The organism is Pauljensenia sp. 27098_8_83 (assembly GCF_041432695.1).
Lineage (GTDB): Bacteria > Actinomycetota > Actinomycetes > Actinomycetales > Actinomycetaceae > Pauljensenia.
This window is the reverse complement of record NZ_JAPWAD010000002.1, coordinates 187,409-207,831: the sequence shown is the minus strand read 5'-3', so window position 1 is coordinate 207,831 and position 20,423 is coordinate 187,409. Positions and strand designations below refer to the sequence as shown.

General features: G+C 64.0%; 19 protein-coding genes. 18 read left to right on the top strand and 1 reads right to left on the bottom strand.

Translation table 11 applies throughout. The annotated features are described in order from the left end of the window. The first annotated feature begins 22 nt into the window (after positions 1-22). Positions 23-1,441 (top strand): tetratricopeptide repeat protein, encoded by a 1,419-nt coding sequence (locus tag O3656_RS02000; protein WP_500062390.1) that lies wholly within the window; start codon positions 23-25, stop codon positions 1,439-1,441. Positions 1,442-1,458: 17 nt separating this feature from the next. On the opposite strand, the gene O3656_RS01995 is transcribed toward O3656_RS02000, so the two are convergent. Further along, positions 1,459-1,692: a hypothetical protein gene (locus O3656_RS01995; protein ID WP_500062384.1), complete on the bottom strand. Its 234-nt coding sequence runs from the start codon at positions 1,690-1,692 to the stop codon at positions 1,459-1,461. Positions 1,693-1,724: 32 nt separating this feature from the next. Between O3656_RS01995 and O3656_RS01990 the strand changes: the two genes are divergently transcribed. The 17 genes from O3656_RS01990 to O3656_RS01910 all read left to right on the top strand — a co-directional run bounded on the left by O3656_RS01990 (position 1,725) and on the right by O3656_RS01910 (position 20,388). Further along, positions 1,725-2,207 (top strand): SixA phosphatase family protein, encoded by a 483-nt coding sequence (locus tag O3656_RS01990; RefSeq protein WP_500062383.1) that lies wholly within the window; start codon positions 1,725-1,727, stop codon positions 2,205-2,207. 148 nt (positions 2,208-2,355) lie between these two features. Then, on the top strand, positions 2,356-3,117 hold the full coding sequence (locus O3656_RS01985; protein ID WP_500062382.1) for a YebC/PmpR family DNA-binding transcriptional regulator: 762 nt from the start codon (positions 2,356-2,358) through the stop codon (positions 3,115-3,117). 2 nt (positions 3,118-3,119) lie between these two features. Beyond that, positions 3,120-4,022, top strand: coding sequence for a pyridoxal 5'-phosphate synthase lyase subunit PdxS (gene pdxS / locus O3656_RS01980; RefSeq protein ID WP_009647715.1), 903 nt, complete (start codon positions 3,120-3,122; stop codon positions 4,020-4,022). Next, positions 4,016-4,609, top strand: coding sequence for a pyridoxal 5'-phosphate synthase glutaminase subunit PdxT (pdxT, locus tag O3656_RS01975; RefSeq protein WP_500062381.1), 594 nt, complete (start codon positions 4,016-4,018; stop codon positions 4,607-4,609). Before pdxS ends, pdxT begins: the two co-directional genes overlap by 7 nt. Continuing rightward, positions 4,609-5,238 (top strand): crossover junction endodeoxyribonuclease RuvC, encoded by a 630-nt coding sequence (gene ruvC, locus O3656_RS01970; RefSeq protein WP_500062380.1) that lies wholly within the window; start codon positions 4,609-4,611, stop codon positions 5,236-5,238. Before pdxT ends, ruvC begins: the two co-directional genes overlap by 1 nt. Before the next feature lie 53 nt (positions 5,239-5,291). Next, positions 5,292-5,897: a Holliday junction branch migration protein RuvA gene (gene ruvA / locus O3656_RS01965; RefSeq protein WP_500062379.1), complete on the top strand. Its 606-nt coding sequence runs from the start codon at positions 5,292-5,294 to the stop codon at positions 5,895-5,897. Positions 5,898-5,901: 4 nt separating this feature from the next. Then, positions 5,902-6,942, top strand: coding sequence for a Holliday junction branch migration DNA helicase RuvB (ruvB, locus tag O3656_RS01960; RefSeq protein WP_500062389.1), 1,041 nt, complete (start codon positions 5,902-5,904; stop codon positions 6,940-6,942). 179 nt (positions 6,943-7,121) lie between these two features. After that, positions 7,122-7,535 (top strand): preprotein translocase subunit YajC, encoded by a 414-nt coding sequence (locus O3656_RS01955; RefSeq protein ID WP_048677604.1) that lies wholly within the window; start codon positions 7,122-7,124, stop codon positions 7,533-7,535. A gap of 26 nt (positions 7,536-7,561) precedes the next feature. Next, positions 7,562-9,538: a protein translocase subunit SecD gene (secD, locus tag O3656_RS01950; protein WP_500062377.1), complete on the top strand. Its 1,977-nt coding sequence runs from the start codon at positions 7,562-7,564 to the stop codon at positions 9,536-9,538. A 1-nt stretch (position 9,539) separates the two neighbouring features. Further along, the gene (gene secF, locus O3656_RS01945) at positions 9,540-10,628 is read left to right on the top strand and encodes a protein translocase subunit SecF (RefSeq protein ID WP_500062376.1); all 1,089 of its coding nucleotides are present in this window, start codon (positions 9,540-9,542) and stop codon (positions 10,626-10,628) included. After that, positions 10,625-11,164, top strand: coding sequence for an adenine phosphoribosyltransferase (locus O3656_RS01940; protein WP_500062375.1), 540 nt, complete (start codon positions 10,625-10,627; stop codon positions 11,162-11,164). The genes secF and O3656_RS01940 overlap by 4 nt, the downstream gene beginning before the upstream one ends. Before the next feature lie 77 nt (positions 11,165-11,241). After that, a complete protein-coding gene (locus tag O3656_RS01935) occupies positions 11,242-13,542 on the top strand; it encodes a RelA/SpoT family protein (RefSeq protein WP_500062374.1) in 2,301 nt (766 codons plus the stop codon). Positions 13,543-13,708: 166 nt separating this feature from the next. Next, entirely contained in the window at positions 13,709-15,043 is a 1,335-nt protein-coding gene (locus O3656_RS01930) for a DUF349 domain-containing protein (RefSeq protein WP_500062373.1), read from the top strand. Position 15,044: 1 nt separating this feature from the next. Next, a complete protein-coding gene (locus O3656_RS01925; RefSeq protein WP_500062372.1) occupies positions 15,045-15,764 on the top strand; it encodes an MBL fold metallo-hydrolase in 720 nt (239 codons plus the stop codon). Between the two features lie 29 nt (positions 15,765-15,793). Next, positions 15,794-17,146: a histidine--tRNA ligase gene (gene hisS / locus O3656_RS01920; protein ID WP_500062371.1), complete on the top strand. Its 1,353-nt coding sequence runs from the start codon at positions 15,794-15,796 to the stop codon at positions 17,144-17,146. Continuing rightward, a complete protein-coding gene (locus tag O3656_RS01915; protein ID WP_500062370.1) occupies positions 17,147-18,802 on the top strand; it encodes a dynamin family protein in 1,656 nt (551 codons plus the stop codon). After that, positions 18,799-20,388, top strand: coding sequence for a GTPase (locus O3656_RS01910; protein ID WP_500062369.1), 1,590 nt, complete (start codon positions 18,799-18,801; stop codon positions 20,386-20,388). The genes O3656_RS01915 and O3656_RS01910 overlap by 4 nt, the downstream gene beginning before the upstream one ends. Positions 20,389-20,423 lie beyond the last annotated feature (35 nt).

The window sequence follows — 20,423 nt, the reverse complement described above, 5'->3', positions numbered from 1 at the left end:
CACCCCCAACCTAGCTGGGTCGTTGAGTAACCTGGCGATTCGTTTGTCGGAGGTGGGGGAGCGTAATGAGGCGTTGGAGGCGGCTCGTGAGGCGGTGGAGCTGTATCGTGGGCTAGCTGAGGCGTCCCCGCAGGCCTACACTTCCGGCCTGGCAATGTCGTTGAGTAACCTAGCGAATTGTTTGTCGGGTGTGGGGGAGCGGAATGGGGCGTTGGTGGCGGCTCGTGAGGCGGTGGAGCTGTATCGGGGGCTGGCCGAGGCCTCCCCGCAGGCCTACACCCCGAACCTGGCAACGTCGTTGAATAATCTTGCGGACATCTTGGCGGCGGACGGTCGGTCTGAGGAGGCACAAGCCGTGTTCGTCGAAGGGATTGAGCGTTTCTCTCCCGGAGTGCGTGCCCGGCTGCTGGTGGCCAGGGCCACCTGGCGTGACGACGGCGGAGAAGCGGGGGATGTCGTCGCGGCGGCTCGGGAAGCAGACTCCACTGACGCTCCGGTGCTCCTGGGCCCGGTGCGCCGCATGATCGCCCGAGCGATCACCGATGCGGGAATATCGGACACGGGTCTTCCCCGTTGGGCCACCGTCGACGCTGAGTCGGCGACTTCCAGGATTCAGGGCTGGCTCGAGTGTAGCGATCTAGCGCAGGGGGTGGCTTTCCTCGAAGCGCAGTGGAGCTCGCCGTTGGCCTCGGAGAGGGAAACGCTGGCCGCCATTGCTGAGCTGTACGTGGACCTTCCCCCTGTCGCCGCGCTCGCTGCCCTCGTGGAGCGCATCGCTGACGAGGGCATACAGGCCGTCACAACCGATCTGCGGACCCATCACCGAGCTCAGCTGCTTGCGCGCGTCTGGCGTGAGGCGCACCTGAACGGGAGAGGAGCAAGCTTCCTGCGCGAGTACATGAGGGACAACCCCGATGCGTCGCGCAACGAGGGCCAGATCAGCGAGGGTGACAAGCAAGAGTCGGAAGAATGGGACAAAGACCTAGGCGACCCCGACATGAGAACACGGGTCCTCCAGGTGCTGGCGGCAACGCTCTCGGAGTCTGAGGCAGTCGGCATGATGAGCGTTCTGGCGCTTGCACAACTCGCTGATCCGGGAACCGCCTACGATGCGCACGGCAGCGACGAGGGCGCCGAAGATGTACTCAGAGAGCTCCTCGAGGCGCGCAATTGGCGGGCGATGGTCACCGTCCTCGGAGTGCGCCCGTCCGTGTCGGAATCCACCTATGGGCGTATTGCCCTCCTGCTGTCTGCAGCCGTCAACGACGAACCCGTAGAGAGGCTGCGCGAACTCTACGACTATGCGAACGAGCAGATGGACGCGATCCACCGCAGGCACCTCCAGACGCTGCTCGACAAGGCCCTCGGAACCGACCCGTGCCCGCCAGCCTTCGCGGATATCCTCTCGTGGACCAGGAACTCAGGACCGCGTCAACAGTGATCGGGCAAGCCCCTCGATCAGTGGTCCTGATGATGCTCCTCATCGGGTGCGACGAAAGCTGACACCTCGTAGGGGAACGAGCGGTATGTGAAGTAGTTTTCCAGGTAGGACAGGTGATCCTCGCACGCGAGCCACGTCTTCGTGCGCCCGCGATGGATCGCGGGATTGCGCCAGTCGATCCGATAGATAGCAGCGTTCGTGCATTCGCGTGCCGAGCAGATGCCCGAGGCGCTTTCGAGACCCAGTGCCATGGTGTCCTCCCCGTGCGGTTACGCTTGGAAGTATGCCAACCCTCGTTCTCGTTCGCCACGCGCAGGCCGCATACTCCTACCCCGATCACGTCCGACCCCTCACGCAAGCAGGCCTCGACCAGGCGGCGCGCCTCGGCGGTGCCCTGAGCCGTGAGGTCGGCGTGTTCGACGTTGCGGTGTGCTCGGATGCCACACGTGCTCAGCAGACCTTTGAACAGATCCGCCAGCGCGTCCAGATCCGTGACAGCTGGTTCGACCGCGGTGTCTACAACGCCGACGAGGATGACATCCTGACCCTGGCGCGCACTTTCGAGGGCGACAGAGCACTCATCGTCGGTCACGAGCCCACCATCTCCGGTGCCGGATACGTGCTGGCCCGCGAGGACGATCGGGGAGAGGTCGCTCGAGGTGTGCCCACTGCGACCGCGGTCATCCTTACGTTCGACGGCACCTGGGAGGATCTGGCCCCCACCAGCTGCACCCTGCGCGTCCTGTTCACCCCGCCCACCCGATAGGTCACGGAGAAGCACAAGCGGCCCCGGCCTCGTCCATTGTTCCTGTGACTGTGTTTACGTTTGTCCACGTGGGGCCCGCCCGGATGCGGATGGGGGCCGCAGACGCGTTAGAATATGGCGGTATCTATCCACCCAACAGGGAGAAGTGATGTCGGGACACTCTAAGTGGGCGACCACCAAGCACAAGAAGGCCGCCATTGACGCCAAGCGCGGCAAGCTCTTCGCGCGCCTCATCAAGAACATTGAGGTTGCAGCTCGCACGGGCGGCGGCGACCCCGCTGGCAACCCGACCCTGTACGACGCCATCCAGAAGGCGAAGAAGAACTCCGTCCCCGCCGACAACATCGACCGCGCCGTCAAGCGCGGCTCCGGTGCCGAGGCCGGCGGCGCGAACTACGAGACGATCATGTACGAGGGCTACGGTCCGGGCGGCGTCGCCTTCCTGGTGGAGTGTCTCACCGACAACCGCAACCGCGCCGCCTCCGACGTGCGCCTGGGCTTCACCCGCCACGGCGGCTCCCTGGCCGACCCCGGTTCGGTCTCCTACCTGTTCTCGCGTCGCGGCGTCGTCGAGGTGCCCGCCGCCGACGGTGTGGATGAGGAATCCATCATGATGGCCGTCCTGGACGCGGGTGCCGAAGAGGTCGAGGACGCCGGCGAGCTCTTCGTCGTCGAGTCCGACCCCAAGGACGTTGTCGCCGTGCGTACCGCTCTGCAGGACGCCGGCATCGACTATGACTCCGCCGAAGTCCAGTTCGTCGCCTCCACCGAGGTCGAGCTTGATCTCGAGGGCGCCCTCAAGGTCACCAAGCTCATCGACGTCCTCGAGGACTCCGACGACGTGCAGAACATCTACACGAACATGTCCCTGTCGGACGAGGTTCGTGCCCAGCTGGAAGAGCAGGAGTGAACATGAGCGATTCGACCGCTAAGCGCGAGGTCGGCACCCCTCAGGTCAAGCGCGGCATGGCCCAGATGCTCAAGGGCGGCGTCATCATGGACGTCGTCACCCCCGAGCAGGCGAAGATCGCCGAGGATGCGGGTGCCGTGGCCGTCATGGCTCTCGAGCGCGTCCCTGCCGACATCCGCGCCCAGGGTGGCGTGGCCCGCATGTCTGACCCGGACCTGATCGAAGGCATTATCGAGGCCGTGTCGATCCCGGTGATGGCCAAGGCCCGCATCGGTCACTTCGTCGAGGCGCAGGTCCTGCAGTCCCTCGGCGTCGACTACATCGACGAGTCCGAGGTCCTGACCCCCGCCGACTACAGCCACCACATCGACAAGTGGAACTTCACCGTCCCCTTCGTGTGCGGTGCGACCAACCTCGGTGAGGCGCTGCGCCGCATCAACGAGGGCGCGGCTATGATCCGCTCGAAGGGCGAGGCCGGCACCGGCGACGTCTCCAACGCGACCACGCACATGCGTAAGATCCGCGATGAGATCCGCCACCTGACCTCCCTGCCCGAGGACGAGCTGTACGTCGCGGCCAAGGAACTGCAGGCCCCCTACGAGCTCGTCGCCGAGGTCGCCCGCGAGGGTCGCCTCCCCGTCGTGCTGTTCACGGCCGGTGGTATCGCCACCCCCGCCGATGCTGCCATGATGATGCAGCTCGGCGCCGAGGGCGTGTTCGTTGGGTCGGGCATCTTCAAGTCCGGTGACCCCGCCAAGCGCGCGGCCGCCATCGTCAAGGCCACGACCTTCTACGACGACCCGTCCGTCATCGCCGAGGTCTCGCGTGGCCTGGGCGAGGCCATGGTCGGTATTAACGTCGACGACCTGCCCGTTGATCATCGCCTCGCGGAGCGCGGATGGTGACCATCGGCGTTCTCGCCCTTCAGGGCGACGTCGCAGAGCATGTGCGGGCGCTGGAAAACTCCGGCGCCCGCGCGCTGCTTGTGCGAAGGGTTTGCGAACTGGAGCAGGTTGACGGCCTTGTCATTCCGGGCGGTGAGTCGACGACCATGTCGAATCTTCTCCTGTCTTTCGGGCTGTTTGACACGTTGAATGAACGCATTGCGTCCGGCATGCCCGTGTATGGGACGTGCGCGGGCATGATCATGCTCGCCTCGTCGATTCTGGACGGTCGAGCGGACCAGCGTTCTTTCGGTGCGCTTGACATGGTTGTGCGCCGCAATGCCTTCGGCCGTCAGGTGGACTCCTACGAGGAAGACCTGGATGTCGTGGGTCTTGAGGGTGGTCCGTTCCATGCCGTGTTCATCCGCGCTCCGTGGGTTGAGTCGGTGGGCGAGGGCGTCGAGGTGATCGCGCGCGCCGGTAACAGCGCTGACGGCCCGATCGTCGCCGTACGCCGCGGCAACGTGATGGCGACGTCTTTCCATCCCGAGGTGGGTGGGGACGACCGCGTTCACGCGATGTTCGTCGATATGGTGAAGCGCGCCTGATGCGTGTCATGGGCATCGACCCGGGCCTGACGCGCTGCGGCCTCGGCGTCGTCGACGTCGATGCGTCGCGGCGCGCCTCGCTCGTGTACGTTGGGGTTGCCCGTACCGATAAGGACTTGGCGACGCACTTTCGCCTCCGTACCATCGCGGACGCGATCGATAGCGTCATCGAACGCTACGAACCTGAGGTCGTTGCTATTGAGCGTGTCTTTGCGCAGGATAACCTGCAGTCGGTAACGACCACGATGCAGGTCATGGGGTCGGCGATGACCTGCGTCGGTCGCGCCGGACTGCCGATGGCCGTTCACACGCCCTCCGAGGTGAAGTCTGCTGTTTCGGGAAATGGCAATGCGGATAAAGCGCAGGTGCAGGCGATGGTCGCGCGCATCCTCGGCCTCGCGAAAGCTCCCAAACCTGCCGACGCTGCCGATGCGCTGGCCATCGCGATCACGCACGCGTGGCGGGGGACAGGGCTCCTCGGTGCTCCCGAGGACTCTTCGGTGGCCGTGTCGATCTCGGGTCGCCTGACTGCTCGCGGATCGATGACGCCCGCTCAACGGGCGTGGGCCGAGGCCCAGGCCGCGCAACGCCGAACGGGTGCCGTCGATCCGAGGCGTAGGCGCGGCTAGAATCGTACATATGTTCGCCCGTGTGTGGGCGATCCATGAACGAAAGGAACGCAGTGATCTCCATTCTGCGCGGCACTGTCGCGAGCGTCGGCCTCGACCACATCGATATCCTCGTCGGAGGCATTGGTTTCCGCGTGCATGTGACGCCGGCTTTCGCGCAGGGTGCTTCCCGCGACGCGGAGATGACGGTGTTTACGTCCATGATCGTGCGCGAGGACTCAATGACCCTGTACGGCTTCGAGTCCGCGGATGAGCGCGACGTGTTCACGAAGCTCCTGTCGGTCTCGGGTATCGGCCCGAAGATCGCGCTGGCAGCCCTGGCGGTCTTGCGTCCCGATGACCTGCGTCGCGCCGTGCGTGACCAGGATCTGGCGGCTCTCCAGCGTATTCCCGGTGTGGGCAAGAAATCGGCTCAGCGCATGGCGCTCGAGATCGGCGATAAGCTTGGAACCCCTGCGGCCCTGCCGGGCGGAGAAACCGCCGCCACTCCCGCGCCCACTGAGGATGCGGTGGCCTCCGAGGTGAGCGCCGCCCTGGTTGGTCTCGGATGGTCCGAGGCTCAGGCCGCCAAGGCGATCGAGAAGCTGGCGGGCAGTGGCCTCGGTGCTTCGGACATGCTGCGCGCCGCTCTCGTGAGCTTGGGAGGCGGACGTGGCTGATCAGATGGATTCGGGTTTCGACGTCGATGCGATGCGCATCGTCGCCCCCGACGCCGGGGAACTCGAGCGTGCGGCTGAGGCCGCGCTGCGCCCCAAGAAACTCTCGGAGTTCGTGGGTCAGCGTGTTGTGCGAGGCCAGCTGCAGCTCGTGCTTGACGCTGCACGCATGCGCTCGGCCAGCCCCGACCACGTCCTGCTTGCGGGCCCTCCGGGACTCGGCAAGACGACGTTGGCAATGATCATTGCCGCCGAGATGGGAACCTCCCTGCGACTGACCTCCGGCCCGGCGATCCAGCATGCGGGCGACTTGGCGGCGATCCTGTCCGGCCTCCAAGAAGGCGACATTCTGTTCATCGATGAGATCCACCGTCTCGCGCGCACAGCCGAGGAAATGCTCTACCTCGCGATGGAAGACTTCCGCGTCGATGTCGTCGTTGGTAAGGGCCCCGGCGCGACGTCGATTCCGCTGACGCTCCCGCCTTTCACGGTCGTCGGTGCGACAACGAGATCTGGTCTGCTACCAGCCCCGCTGCGTGACCGCTTTGGCTTTACGGCCCACCTTGAGTTCTACGAGACCGACGAGCTTCAGTCCGTCGTGACCCGTTCCGCCTCGTTGCTCGGATCGCCCATCGATGCGCAAGCCGCGCACGAGATCGCGTCGCGTTCGCGCGGTACGCCCCGTATCGCGAACCGTCTCCTGCGTCGCGTCGTCGACTATGCGCAGGTGCACGGTGACGGGCAGCTGACCCTTGCGGCCGCGCGTGGTGCCCTTGAGCTCTTCGAGGTCGACCCTTCGGGCCTCGATCGCCTCGACAGAGCCGTCCTCGATGCGATCTGTCGGCGTTTCGCGGGTGGTCCGGTCGGACTCACGACCCTGTCCGTCACGATCGGTGAGGAAGCAGAAACGGTTGAAACGGTCGCCGAGCCCTACCTCGTGCGCGAAGGCTTCCTCGTTCGCACCAACCGCGGACGCATGGCAACACCCAAGGCCTGGGCGCACCTCGGGCTCAACCCGCCCGCGCCGGACGGGGCGCTCTTCGACTAGGGGAGTGGGCCTCGTGCCCATCGTGGCTGGCCACAGCCGCACATGGCGGTGTCAAAGAGGGTCGGGTGATACACGCGCCGCGCCACTCCTTGATCACTTAGGCTAAAACCCTCCTCGGGCATTAGACTGGCAAGGTGCGCTTCAAGCGCCTGACCGTCATCGAAAGTGAACCAGCCTTTATGAACAACTACACCCTCGTGATCCTGATCGTCGTCATGGTCGCTTTTATGTGGTGGACCTCGTCCTCGCGCAAGAAGCAGATGGCGAAGATGGAGCAGGAAAAGCGCGACCAGCTTGCCGCCGTGAAGCCCGGAGAATGGGTTCGTACCCGCGTCGGCTTCTGGGGTCGTTTTGTTGACCTCGACGGCGACATCATCGTCCTGGAGACCACCGACGGGCACGAGATGTACTGGGAGCGTGAAATGATCGCCGAAATTGGCGGTCAGCCGCCCCTCGCCGACACAGAGCAGAAGGACACGCTCGAGACCGCTGGCGCGGACGAGACGACGGACGAGGACGAGACGGTCCTTGGCCTCGACGAGCCGACCAACGATGATTTCTTCAACAACGAGCCCGACGAGCAGCAGAAGTAAGTCAAGGCTGAACGGAAAGTAGAACCGTGGCATCACATAAGCGACGCCCCGTGCGCGCGCTCGTGACCCTCACCGTCTCCATCGTGGCGGCGTGTGCGGCACTTGCGATCGGGCACTTGAGCGAGGGCGTGTCTCCGTATCCTGATCTCGCCCTCGATCTGAAGGGCGGTACTCAGCTCATCCTGACCCCGACCGTGACGGGTGACGGACAGCGCGAGATTACCGAAGAGGACATTACCCAGGCGATCTCGATTATTCGTAACCGTATCGACGCCTCGGGTGTGTCCGAGTCCGAGATTACCTCGATGGGTAACTCGAACATCATGGTGTCGATCCCCGGCACGCCCTCTCAGGAGCAGCTGGACCTGATTCGTTCGTCCTCGCAAATGAACTTCCGTCCTGTCCTGCGCATCGGCGCAGCCCAGGGCGTCATCCAGAACCAGCAGCCGTCGCAGACGGGTACGCCGCAGTCCGGCGAACAGTCGGGTGCCCAGTCCGGCGAACAGTCGGGTGCCCAGTCCGGCGAGCAGTCGGGTGCCCAGTCTGGCGCCCCGGCGACCGAAGCGGCCCAGTCTGGCGTGCAGTCCACCGCTCTTGATGCGTCGACCGCGATGGGCATTGCTGACACCAACCAGGACGGTGTCCTGTCCGATACTCCTGCGACGACCCCTGAGAACGCGTCCGATCTGGCGTGGATCACCGAACAGGTCATGTACGACTTCCTGACGCTTGACTGCTCGGCTGCGGCCGACGTGAAGCACGTCGAGGGTGCCTCGGACAAGCCCTACGCTGCCTGTGACGAGTCCGGTCAGATCAAGTACATCCTCGGCCCCGTGGCGGTGCCGGGTTCGGACCTGAAGACTGCGACGGCCGGTCTCGCGCGCAACAGCAACGGACAGACCACCGGCCAGTGGGCGGTCTCCTTGCAGTTCAACGACGCGGGTACGGAGAAGTTCAAGGACACCTCCACCATCCTCTACGGATTCCACGAGTCTGACCCCTCGGGTTCCTCGTTCTACCAGGGCCGTCCCGACCGTAACTCCTTCGCGGTCGTCCTCGACGGTACGGTCATCACGGCCCCCTCGATGAACGCGATCATCCCCAACGGACAGGCTGAGATCACCGGTAACTTCACCGCTCAGTCGGCGTCCACCCTCGCGAATCAGCTGAGCTTCGGTTCGCTGCCGCTGAACTTCGAGGTCGAGTCCGAACAGCAGATCTCGGCGACAATCGGTACCGATCATCTGACGGTTGGCCTGTGGGCAGCCCTCATCGGCTTCCTGCTCGTCATCCTCTACCTGATTTGGCAGTACCGCGGCCTGGCAATCATCTCGGCGGGCTCCCTGGTGGTGGCCTCGATTATCACCTACCTGGTGATTACGCTGCTGTCGTGGGCGATGGGCTATCGCCTGTCGCTGGCGGGTGTCGCGGGTTTGATTATGGCAATCGGCGTGACGACTGACTCCTTCATTGTGTACTTCGAACGTGTTCGCGATGAAGTGCGTGATGGCCGACCGCTGCAGGCTGCTGTCGAAGAGGGTTGGGATCGCGCCAAGCGCACCATCCTTGTCTCCGACGCTGTCAACCTGGTCGCTGCCGTGGTCCTCTACCTGCTTGCTGTGGGTGGTGTTCAGGGCTTCGCCTTCACGCTCGGCGTCACGACGATCATCGATATCGCGGTGATCTTCCTGTTCACCCACCCGATGATGGAGCTGCTGATCCGTACTCGCTTCTTCGGCGAAGGTCACAAGTTCTCTGGCCTGGACCCCGAGCACCTGGGTGCGAAGAGCTCCCTCGTGTACGCGGGTCGTGGGCGCGTCGTCGCTCGTGGCGATTCCGCCTCCAAGAACAAGGATGACGAGGCCGGGGACGGGCTGTCGATCGCCGAGCGCCGCCGTGCGGCGCGCCTTGCTGCCGCGAAGGCGAAGGAAGAGGCAGAGGAAGCCTCGTCGAGTGAATCGACAGATGACGCGACGGTCGCGACCGAGGAAGAGGAGAACTGACATGATGAGTTTTGCTCAGTGGGGCAACGCCCTGTACTCGGGCGACAAGTCCTACGCTGTCATTCCCAAGCGCAAGATTTTCGTTGGTCTGGCCGCGGGCGTAATTGTCGTTGGTTTCGCGCTCGTCGCGATCCTTGGCCTGAACCGTTCGATCGAGTTCACCGGTGGCTCCCAGTTCGACGTCGCTCACGTGAGCGACCAGAGCGAGTCCTTCGCACTGCGTGCGGTCAGCTCGAGTGGCCTCGTCGAGGGCAGCCCGAAGGTGACGCGCGTGGGTTCTGACTCCGTGCGCATTCAGACCACGTCCCTCGACTCCGCGCAGACCGCGCAGATGCGCGAGGTCCTGGCCGGTGCCTACGGCGTCGATGCCTCCGAGGTTCAGTCCTCCTCGATCGGTCCCTCCTGGGGCTCGTCGGTCACCACCAAGGCCGCGCAGTCGCTCGCGATCTTCATGGCCCTCGTTGCCCTGCTGATGACCGTCTACTTCCGCTCGTGGCGCATGGCTGCCTCCGCGCTCCTGGCGCTGCTGCACGATATCGCCGTCACCGTGGGTGTCTTCGCGATCCTCCAGGTAGAGGTTTCGCCCGCGACCGTCATCGGCTTCCTGACGATTCTGGGCTACTCGCTCTATGACACCGTCGTCGTCTTCGACAAGGTGCGCGAGCTGACCTCGGATGTCTACGACCAGAAGCACTACACCTTCGGCGAGTACGTGAACCTTGCAGTCAACCAGACGATGGTTCGCTCGATCAACACCTCAGTTGTGGCGCTTCTCCCTGTCGGTGCGATCCTCATTATCGGTTCCGTGGCCCTGGGCCCGGGTACGCTGGTAGACATCTCGCTGGCCCTGTTCGTCGGCATGATCGCCGGTACCTACTCGTCGATCTTCATCGCGTCGCCGCTCCTCGTGACCTTCCAGGAGCTCTCGAACAAGACCCGCGAGCACAACGCGGCGGTCGAGCGTGAGCGCGATCATCGCACCGCCACCGGTGAGACTTCCACACCGAAGTCCGTCAAGGTGGCTCCGATCAAGCCCGGACAGCGTCTGGGTAATGAGAACCAGCCCCGCAGGAAGAAGAATCATCGATGATCGGCGAGCTTGGCGACCGCGTCGCCGCCCTGGTGCAACATAACCTTCTGGAGATTCCGGATTTCCCGGAGCCCGGCGTCCTGTTCCGTGATATCACCGAGCTGTTCGCCAACGGCCCGGCGTTCAAAGAACTGGTCGAGCTGATCGGTGCGCGCTACGCGGGCCGCATCGACGCCGTCGCGGGCCTCGAGTCGCGCGGTTTCATCCTCGGTGCCCCCGTGGCCGCCGAACTCGGGCTCGGCATGCTCACGATCCGTAAGGCCGGCAAGCTGCCCGGCCACGTGATCGGCGTCGATTATGAGCTCGAGTACGGCACGGCTCGCATGGAGATGCATCCCGAGTCCGTTCATGAAGGGCAGCGTGTCCTCATCATTGACGACGTGCTCGCCACCGGTGGCACCGCGAATGCCGCGGTGCGGCTGCTGCGTCAGTGCGGTGCGTCCGTCGAGGCCGTGGCCGTTCTGCTCGAGCTTGACGCGCTGGGCGGGCGCTCGGTGCTCTCGGATGTGACGGTGGAGACCGCACTCCATCTGTGAGTATCGCTTTGTGACAGTGAGCGGGTCCGGGGATCGTCTGATCCCCGGACCCGCTCGTTCGTCGCTATCATGGGGCCATGAGCAGCGACGACATGACAACAGGCTCCGCGCTTCCGGCGGCTGGTTCCCGGGTGCGCTCCGGCCTCGTGTGGTTTGGCTCGCGTGGGCGCGCCACAATCCCTGAAATTGAGCCGCTCGTGCGCGCGCTGCGTGCTAACCATCCGAAAGCGGATATTAGCGTCGTTGAGCGTGCCTACCGTACCGCTGAAGAGCACCATCGCGGGCAAACGCGCAAGTCCGGCGAACCTTATATCACCCACCCGGTTGCCGTTGCGACCATCCTCGCTGAGATGGGTATGACGACGCCGACGCTCGTTGCCGCACTGTTGCATGACACGGTCGAGGACACGGATTACACCCTCGAGCAGTTGGCTGCCGAGTACGGCGAGGCCATCGCCAACCTCGTCGACGGCGTCACCAAGCTCGACAAGGTGCATTACGGGGCGGCTGCACAGTCCGAGACGCTGCGCAAGATGCTCGTCGCCATGAGCCGGGACATCCGCGTCCTCCTCATTAAGCTGGCTGACCGTCTCCACAATGCTCGGACGTGGCGCTTCGTCCCAGCGAAGTCGGCGGCGAAGAAAGCGCAGGAGACCCTCGAAATCTATGCGCCGCTGGCCCACCGCCTCGGCATGAATATGGTGAAGTGGGAGCTTGAGGAACTGTCCTTCAAGACGCTGTACCCGGAGATCTACGAGGAGATCGACCATCTCGTTGCTGAGCGCGCTCCGCAGCGTGAGGAATACCTGCGTGACATCATCGATCAGATCGAGGAGGATCTGCGTCGCTCGGGCACGAAGGGCACGGTCAGCGGTCGCCCGAAGAGCCACTATTCGATCTACCAGAAGATGATCGTGCGCGGGAAGGCATTCGACGAGGTCTTCGACCTGGTCGCGGTCCGCGTCCTTGTGGAGTCGATCAAAGACTGCTACGGAGTCCTGGGGTCGTTGCACGGGCGGTGGAATCCCATCCCGGGTCGTTTTAAAGACTACATCGCGATGCCGAAGTTTAACCTCTACCAGTCGCTGCATACGACGGTTATCGGTCCCGGTGGCAAGCCCGTGGAGATTCAGATCCGCACCTTCGATATGCACGAGCGTGCCGAACATGGCGTGGCGGCGCACTGGAAGTACAAGCAGAACCCCAATGCCACGGGCGGCGATTCCGATCGGATGAGCTCGGACGAGCAGGCGAACTGGTTGCGTGCCCTGGTCGAGATGGAACGCGAGACGGGTGACCCCGAGGAGTTCCTGGATTCGCTGCGCTATGAGATCGCCGGCGACGAGGTGTACGTGTTTACCCCGAAGGGACAGGTCATCGTCCTGCCGGCGCGCGCAACTCCCGTTGATTTCGCCTATGCCGTGCACACGGAGGTTGGGCACCGCACCGTGGGTGCGAAGGTGAACGGTCGTCTCGTTTCGCTTGACACGCGCCTTGAGTCGGGTGAGACGGTCGAGGTCGTCACGTCGAAGTCCGATAAGTCGGGCCCGTCTCGCGATTGGCTCGCTTTTGTTGCGTCCCCGCGTGCGCGCTCCAAGATTAAGGCGTGGTTCTCGAAGGAACGCCGCGAGGAAGCCATCGAAGCTGGTAAGGAAGCGTTGGCGCGCACGATGCGCAAGCAGAACCTGCCCCTCCAGCGCCTGATGAATCACGACTCGATTCTGTCGGTAGCGACGTCGTTCGGCTATCCGGACGTATCCGGACTGTACGCGGCTGTTGGGGAAGGACATATTTCCGCGCAAAACGTCGTGACCCGCCTCGTCGACAACCTGGGTGGGGGAGACGGTACGGAGGAGACGCTTGCCGAGGGAGTAACGCCGGGCTCGCAGAAGCCTCGCTCGGAGCCTAGCGGCGATGCGGCGATTACGGTCGCCGGACTGAGTCCTAACGACATCTGGGTCAAGCTCGCCAAGTGCTGTACTCCTGTTCCCGGGGATGACATCGTCGGATTCATTACCCGCGGCCAAGGGGTGTCGGTGCACCGCTCCACGTGCGCGAACGCGGTGCGTTTGGGACAGCTGCAGCCTGAGCGTTTCGTTGATGTTTCGTGGAACGAGAAGGGGCTTGGGGCTCCTTTCCGGGTGCAGATTGAGGTGCGTGCGCTCGATCGTGGCGGCCTGTTGTCCGATCTGACGCGTGTCCTGTCCGACTACCGCGTCAACATTCTCGCTGCTGCGCTCAAGACCGACGGGGATCAGGTCGCGTCGGGCAACTTTTCCTTCGAGCTGGCTGATCTTGGCCATCTCAGTGCGGTTCTGTCCGCCCTGCGTCGGGTTGACGGTGTCTTCGAGGCAGTGCGCATTGGTGCTGACACATAGACGAGGCGGGGGTGGCCTGCGTTGATGAGCGGAAAATGGGTGTTACATCCGTCCCCTTTTCCGGCGATTCGCTTTCCCCTTGTCGTTAGATGTGACACACTAGATGTGTGTGTCACATCGGCACACACCCGCGCCGGGCGTAAGCCCTCGTCTCAGAAGGAATATCGTGACCACGACGCCGATTCCGAATAACGAAAACGCTCCTGAAGCTGCTCCCTCAACGCCGGAGGAGGTCGCTTCCTCGACGACGATAACAGCGTCCGAGGTGCCTGAGCATCCCTTCGCCCGTATCGGCGAGGATGGGACCGTCTATGTCAAGGATGGAGACGAGGAACGCGTCATTGGCGGTTTCCCCGAGGGTATTCCCGCTTCTCCCTACGCTCTCTATGAGCGCCGTTACGCCGACCTTGAGGCGACGATTAAGCTTTTCGAGGATCGGTTGGCGAGCCTGAGCCCGCGCGACATTGACCAGACGCTCGCGACGCTGCGAGAGCAGGTCGCCTCTCCCAACGTTATCGGTGACATCCCGGCGCTGCGTGAGCGCGTTGCTGCCGTCGAGAAGGCAGCCGAGGAACGCAAGGAGGTCGCCCGCGAAGAGCGCAAGGCAGCCAAGGCCCAGGCTCTTGCCGAGCGCACCTCGGTCGTTGAGCGCGCCGAGGCGATTGTCGCGCAGGATCCTGCGAAGACGCACTGGAAGCAGTCCGGGCAAACGCTGCGTGACCTGCTGGAAGAGTGGAAGACCCTTCAGCGCCGTGGCCCCCGCCTGGAAAAGGCCGTGGAGGACGAGCTCTGGAAGCGCTTCTCTTCCGCGCGTACCCAGTTTGACCGTCACCGTCGTCAGTTCTTCTCGCAGCTTGACCAGGCGCAGTCCGAGGCCAAGCGCGTGAAGGAAGCGCTGATCGCTGAGGCCGAGGCCCTGTCCTCGTCCGAGGACTGGTCGCGTACCTCCGGCGCCTACCGCGAGCTCATGAACCGTTGGAAGGCTGCCCCGCGCGCGTCCCGCAAGGAAGACGATGCGCTGTGGGCGCGCTTCCGTGCCGCTCAGCAGGTCTTCTTCGATGCCCGTCGTGCCAAGGATGAGGCCACGGACGCGCAGTACCGTGAGAACCTCGCGGCCAAGGAAGCCATCCTCGTGGATGCTGAGGCGATCCTGCCGGTGACCGACATTGAACGCGCCAAGGCCCAGTTGCGCCAGATTCAGGACCGCTGGGAAGAGGTGGGCCGTGTGCCCTCTTCCGACCTGCACCGCATCGAGGGCCGCCTGCGCGCCGTCGAGGCCGCCGTCCGTGAAGCGGAAGAGAAGGAATGGCGTCGCACGAACCCGGAGACCCGCGCTCGTGCGGCAGGCATGGTTGGTCAGCTTGAGGAACAGATCGCTCAGCTCGAGCGTTCCCTGTCCGAGGCCGAGGCCAAGGGTGACGAGAAGGCGGCACAGAGCGTTCGCGAAACCCTTGAGACCAAGCGGTCGTGGCTCGAACAGATCTCCTCGTCCATGGAGTGACATGCGTCTTCACGTTATTCCGTCGCCTTTCTACGCGGCGAATGGGCTGGTGCTCGTCCCTTCCGGGGCGGGCACAGCCCTTGTCGTCGATCCGTCGGCCGGTATCCAGCATCTGATCCGTGAGGTCCTTGAACGTGAGGGCGTGAGTGTTGGTGCGGTCCTGCTCACCCACGGTCATCCCGACCACGTCTGGGACGCCGCTGCTGTGTCCTCGTGGGGACCAGATGGTTCGAGCGTGCCGGTCTACCTGCCGGGCCCTGACATGTACCGCATGGATGACCCGGCCTCGTTTCTTCCCATGCCGCTGCCGGACTTCGTCGGCGAGTGGGTGAGGCCCGCGCACTTGCGTGAAGCGCCTACCGACTCCTTCGAAGCGGTACCTGACGTGTGGCTGCGTATGGTCCCGGCTCCCGGTCACACCGAAGGTTCTGCAGTCTTCCTGGGCGAGAGCCCGCTGGATATTCGCGTGAATAACCAGTCCTTCTACTCCTCGGGTGAGCCAGTTCCGTGGGCGTTGAGCGCCGACGTCCTCTTCAAAGACAGCGTCGGACGCACGGATCTACCCGGTGGTGATGAAACACAAATGCGTCATTCGCTGCGTACGATTTCCAACGCTCTTGACCCGCGCACGGTTCTCGTCCCCGGACACGGTCCGGCCACGACGCTGGCGGATGAGATAACCTCGAATCAATATCTGATTCGCGCACGCCGTATCGGTTAACGCCTCCTCCCTCACAGAAAGAAAGCTTCATGGCTCGCACGTCCCTGTCAGGTTTCCCCGAATGGCTCCCCGAAGGGCGCATCATCGAGATGCATGTTCTTGACGAGCTGCGGCGCGTGTTTGAACTGCACGGGTTTGCGGGTATTGAAACCCGGGCGGTCGAGACCCTGGAGCAGCTGGAAGCCAAGGGCGAGACCTCTAAGGAGATTTACGTTCTGGATCGACTGCAGGCGTTGAAGGCCGCCGCGTCCGGCGGACGTGCTCCCAAGGATAAGGGGATGGGTCTGCACTTCGATCTGACCGTTCCTTTCGCCCGCTACGTGGTGGAGAACGCGAACGAACTGGACTTCCCGTTCAAGCGCTATCAGATCCAGAAGGTGTGGCGCGGCGAGCGTCCTCAGGACGGTCGCTTCCGTGAATTCACGCAGGCGGATATTGACGTCGTGGGCAACGGAGAGCTGCCCTTCCACTTTGAGGTCGATCTGCCGCTCGTGATGGCGCAGGCCCTGAACAATCTGCCGATCCCGCCGGTGCGCGTGCTCGTCAACAACCGCAAGGTCGTTCAGGGCGTGTGTGAGTCTCTGGGCGTGACTGACGTTGAGGCTGCCCTGCGTGGCCTCGACAAGATCGACAAGATCGGCCCGGAGGGCGTGGCAGGCGAGCTCGCTGAGGCGGGTATCGACGGTGATCAGGCGAACGTTCTGCTTCAGATGGCGCAGATTCGCACGTCGGACCCGGCTGAGATCCGGGATCGCCTCACTGGCCTTGGCGTGGGCGGCGAGCTGCTCGAAGAGGGGCTGCGTGAGCTGACCGAGCTGCTGGACACTGCGAATAAGCGGATGCCTGGCGCAGTCGTCGCCGACCTGAAGATCGCACGCGGGCTCGACTATTACACGGGTAGCGTCTACGAGTCTGAAATCGAAGGGCACGAGGACCTGGGTTCGATCTGCTCGGGTGGCCGCTACGATTCGCTTGCAAAGGACGGTAAGCGCACGTATCCGGGTGTTGGCCTGTCGATTGGCGTCTCGCGGCTCGTGTCTCGAATGATTTCGGCGCCGATGGTGAAGGCTTCTCGGAAAGTGCCCACGGCCGTTGTCGTCGCGGTTATCACCGATGACCAGCGTGAGCGTTCCGAGGCGATCGCGGCTGTGCTGCGTGCGCGCGGTATTTCTACGGACGTTGCACCGAGTGCCGCGAAGTTCGGCAAGCAGATCAAGTTCGCCGATAAGCGTGGCATTCCATTCGTGTGGTTCCCCGGCGGTGAGGGTGAAGCGGACACAGTGAAGGACATCCGCAGCGGCGAGCAGGTGGAAGCTGATCCCGCAACCTGGATGATCCCCGCAGCGGATGCGGTCCCCTCGGTCGAGAGAGTGACGGACTGAGTGCCGCTCACGTCGGTGGAGGCAGCCCGCTCGTGGGCGGGTGCCCTCGAGCAGTCCCTGGAGGCGATGCCCCAGGGGAGCCGTAGTGATGCGCAGCGTGCGCTGCGCCGTCTGCAGGACGTCGTTCTACCTCGGCTTGAGGACGCCGACGCGCCGCTGTTGATCGTTGTCGGAGGCTCGACGGGGTCGGGTAAGTCCACGCTCGTGAATTCGCTACTGGGACGTAACGTGAGTCGTACTGGCGCGGTACGTCCGACGACCCGTCGACCTGTCCTCGTGTGCGCGCAGTCATCGCGCGCATGGTTCATGTCGGATCGCGTACTGCCGCGTCTGGCGAAGCACGTCGGCGTTGGGGGAGACAGCCTCGATGCAGTCACGATCACCGTCGATGACAAGGTATGGCCGGGCGTGGGTATCTTGGACGCGCCCGATATTGACTCGGTGGAGGAGGGCAATCGTCGTCTTGCAGCGGAGCTTCTTGACGGTGCTGACCTGTGGGTGTTTGTGACGAGCGCAGCGCGCTACGCTGATGCAGTCGCGTGGAAGCACCTGGAGGATGCCGCCAGCCGTGGCTTGCGTGTCGCGATTGTTCTCAACCGAGTGCCAGCCGGGGCAGCGGGTGAGATTCGTGCGGACCTAGCGGGGCTCGCGCAGAGCCGCGGTCTGGGCGATGTGCCGATTATGACGATTGACGAGCAGCCGCTCACGGATGGGCGACTGCCGGTCGATGCGGTTGCTCCTATCGGTTCTTTCTTGGAATCGATTGGTCGAGACGCTGCGGAGCGCGCTGCCATCATCCGCCGCTCGCTCGCTGGGGCGGTCTCCTCGTCCCTCGCGGAATCTGTGCGTGCCCTCGATGGAGCCCGTGCGCGTCATCGTGCGTTTGAGCAAGCTGCTGATGGTGTCGAGCACCTCGTCGCTTCGCGTGCGCGAGAGGTCGCGTCCACGTCGAGTGATGACGTCTTGCGCGGCGAAGTGAGCGCGCGTATTGCCGAGGTGCTCGGCTCGTGGGATATGACGCGCACGATTTCCCGTTTTGTGTCGGGTGTGAGGGCTCGCGTCATGGGCGCGCTGCGCGGTGAGGCAGCCCCGGACATTCAGGTGCAGCGCGACCTGACGGGCGGTTTGGCGGCTCGCTTGGCTGACCAGTATCACCAGGCGTGGGCAGATGCGTTGCGTACTGCTCGGCCGGTCCTCGGACCTAGCCCCGCGCTGGAGCCTCTCTTGAACGCGGATGAGGCATCTGAGCGTGCGCGCCGCACGGCACAGGAATGGACCGCCGAGGTCACGCAGATCATTCGTAGCCAGGCTGAATCCTCGCACGTGAGTGGTCGGCTTCTCGCCGGTGGAATCAACGTCGTGACGGTGTCTCTGATGGTGAGCGTGTTTGCGATGACGGGGGGCTTGACCGGCCTCGAGGTCGGTGTCGCTGGTGCGTCGGCGGCGCTGTCTCAGACAGTTCTGGAGTCTTATTTCGGTGAGCGCACCGTTCGTTCTCTCGCCGCGCAGGCGCGCGACGCGCTGGAGCGGCTTGCGCTCACCTCTCTGACGGATGTTGTGGCACCCGTTTCTACGCTGCTGGATCGCTCCGACGAGGGGGCGCGTCTGAGTGCGCTGGAGCAGGCACTAGCGGATGCGCGGGAGGCTCTGGCATGATGCGTTCGAAGGGAACGGTCGCGTCCGCTGCCTCGGAACTAGACCGGATATGCACCCTGGCATCCCCGGACATCGATGAGGCGACGCTGTCCCAGATTCGTCAGTTGATCGACATAACTTCGGAGCGCAGCGAGATTGATCCGACGTGGTGCGTGATTGGCATGCTGGGTGGGACCGGTGCCGGTAAGTCATCGCTGGTGAACGCTATGAGCGGGGGAGAGGTCGTGACCGCCGGCGTTCGACGCCCGACGACAAACGAGCCGTGCGCTGTTCTGCCCGTCGGCCGCGCGCCCCGTGACCTCCTGGGGTGGCTGGGAGTCGCGCGGTGGGTCGAGGCCCCTCGCGGCCTGCCGGGAGACACGGTTGTTATTGACATGCCGGATATTGACTCGGTTGAGAGTAGCCATGCGGAGATTGCGGAGCGCCTCGCCTCGCGCGTTGACGCCCTCGTGGTTGTCGTCAACCCCCAGAAATATGCGGATGCAAGGCTTCACGACGAGTGGCTCGCCCGCCTGCACTCCTCCCATGCCTCGGTGACCGTCGTACTGACGCACATCGATACCGTCGTCGCCGCTGAGCGTGATTCGATCGAGCGAGACCTGCGTCGTCTCCTGTCCGAGCGGGGAATGAAAGACGCGACCGTTGTGTCTGTTTCGTCAACAACTGGCGAAGGGGTGCAGACGCTCGTCAAGCATCTGTCCAAGGAAGCGGAACGCGTGTCGCGCCAGGCGTCTCGGTCCCGTCAGGCTCTGCGTGAGGCCGCGGTGCTGATTCGAGATGCAGTGGGGATTGACGGAACCATCCGCGGCATTGAGACGGATGGCATGGCATCGGACCTTTCCTCCTCCGCCGCCGACCTGGCGGGTGCGCCGATCATCGCCGAGGCCGTGGCGGCTTCCACGGTGCGTGCGGGGCGGCGAGCGGGTGGCTGGCTCCCGCTTCGCTGGGTTGCGCGTCTGGGCGCTGATCCGTTGCGTCGGCTCCACCTGGATGAGGAGTCCCGATCTGAGGGGGCGACGACGCCGACGCTGCCGACGCGCTCCCCGTCGGATGAGGCTGCTTTTGTCAATGCCGTGCGACGCGAAGTTGCGCAGCGCTCTTCTGGGCGTCCCTCACCATGGCGCGCTCGGCTGATGGAGCGGGCACTGGAGGGGGCGCGCGATGTCCCAGCTGTTGCCCACCGTGAGGTCTCCGACAATATGCAGGTGGCGACGGGCGCTCCTTCGACGAGTCGTCTCTTGGGCGGGATACAGGCGTTGGCCTGGGTCGTGTGTCTCGTCGGCGCTGCATGGATCGGCCTTGTTCACCTGGGGCGCGCCGTCCTCATCGACTGGCGTGTACCGGCACTCGGCCCTGTTCCAGCACCGACGGCGCTCGTCGGCCTTTCCCTTCTCGTGACTGTGATTCTCGCAGGTATCAATCGGGGAGTGTCTCGGTGGGCTGCGGGTCGTCGGCGACGTGCAGTTATGCGTGATCTGAGGGGTCTGTGCCGCGACGAGGTGGAGCGTGCGGTCGTGGCACCAGTGCGTGCCGAAGATAATCGACAGGTGACAATCGCCTCCTATATTGCGCGTCTGCGCCTGTGAACGATGCGTTGCTCGTCACGGTGCGACGTCAGCGG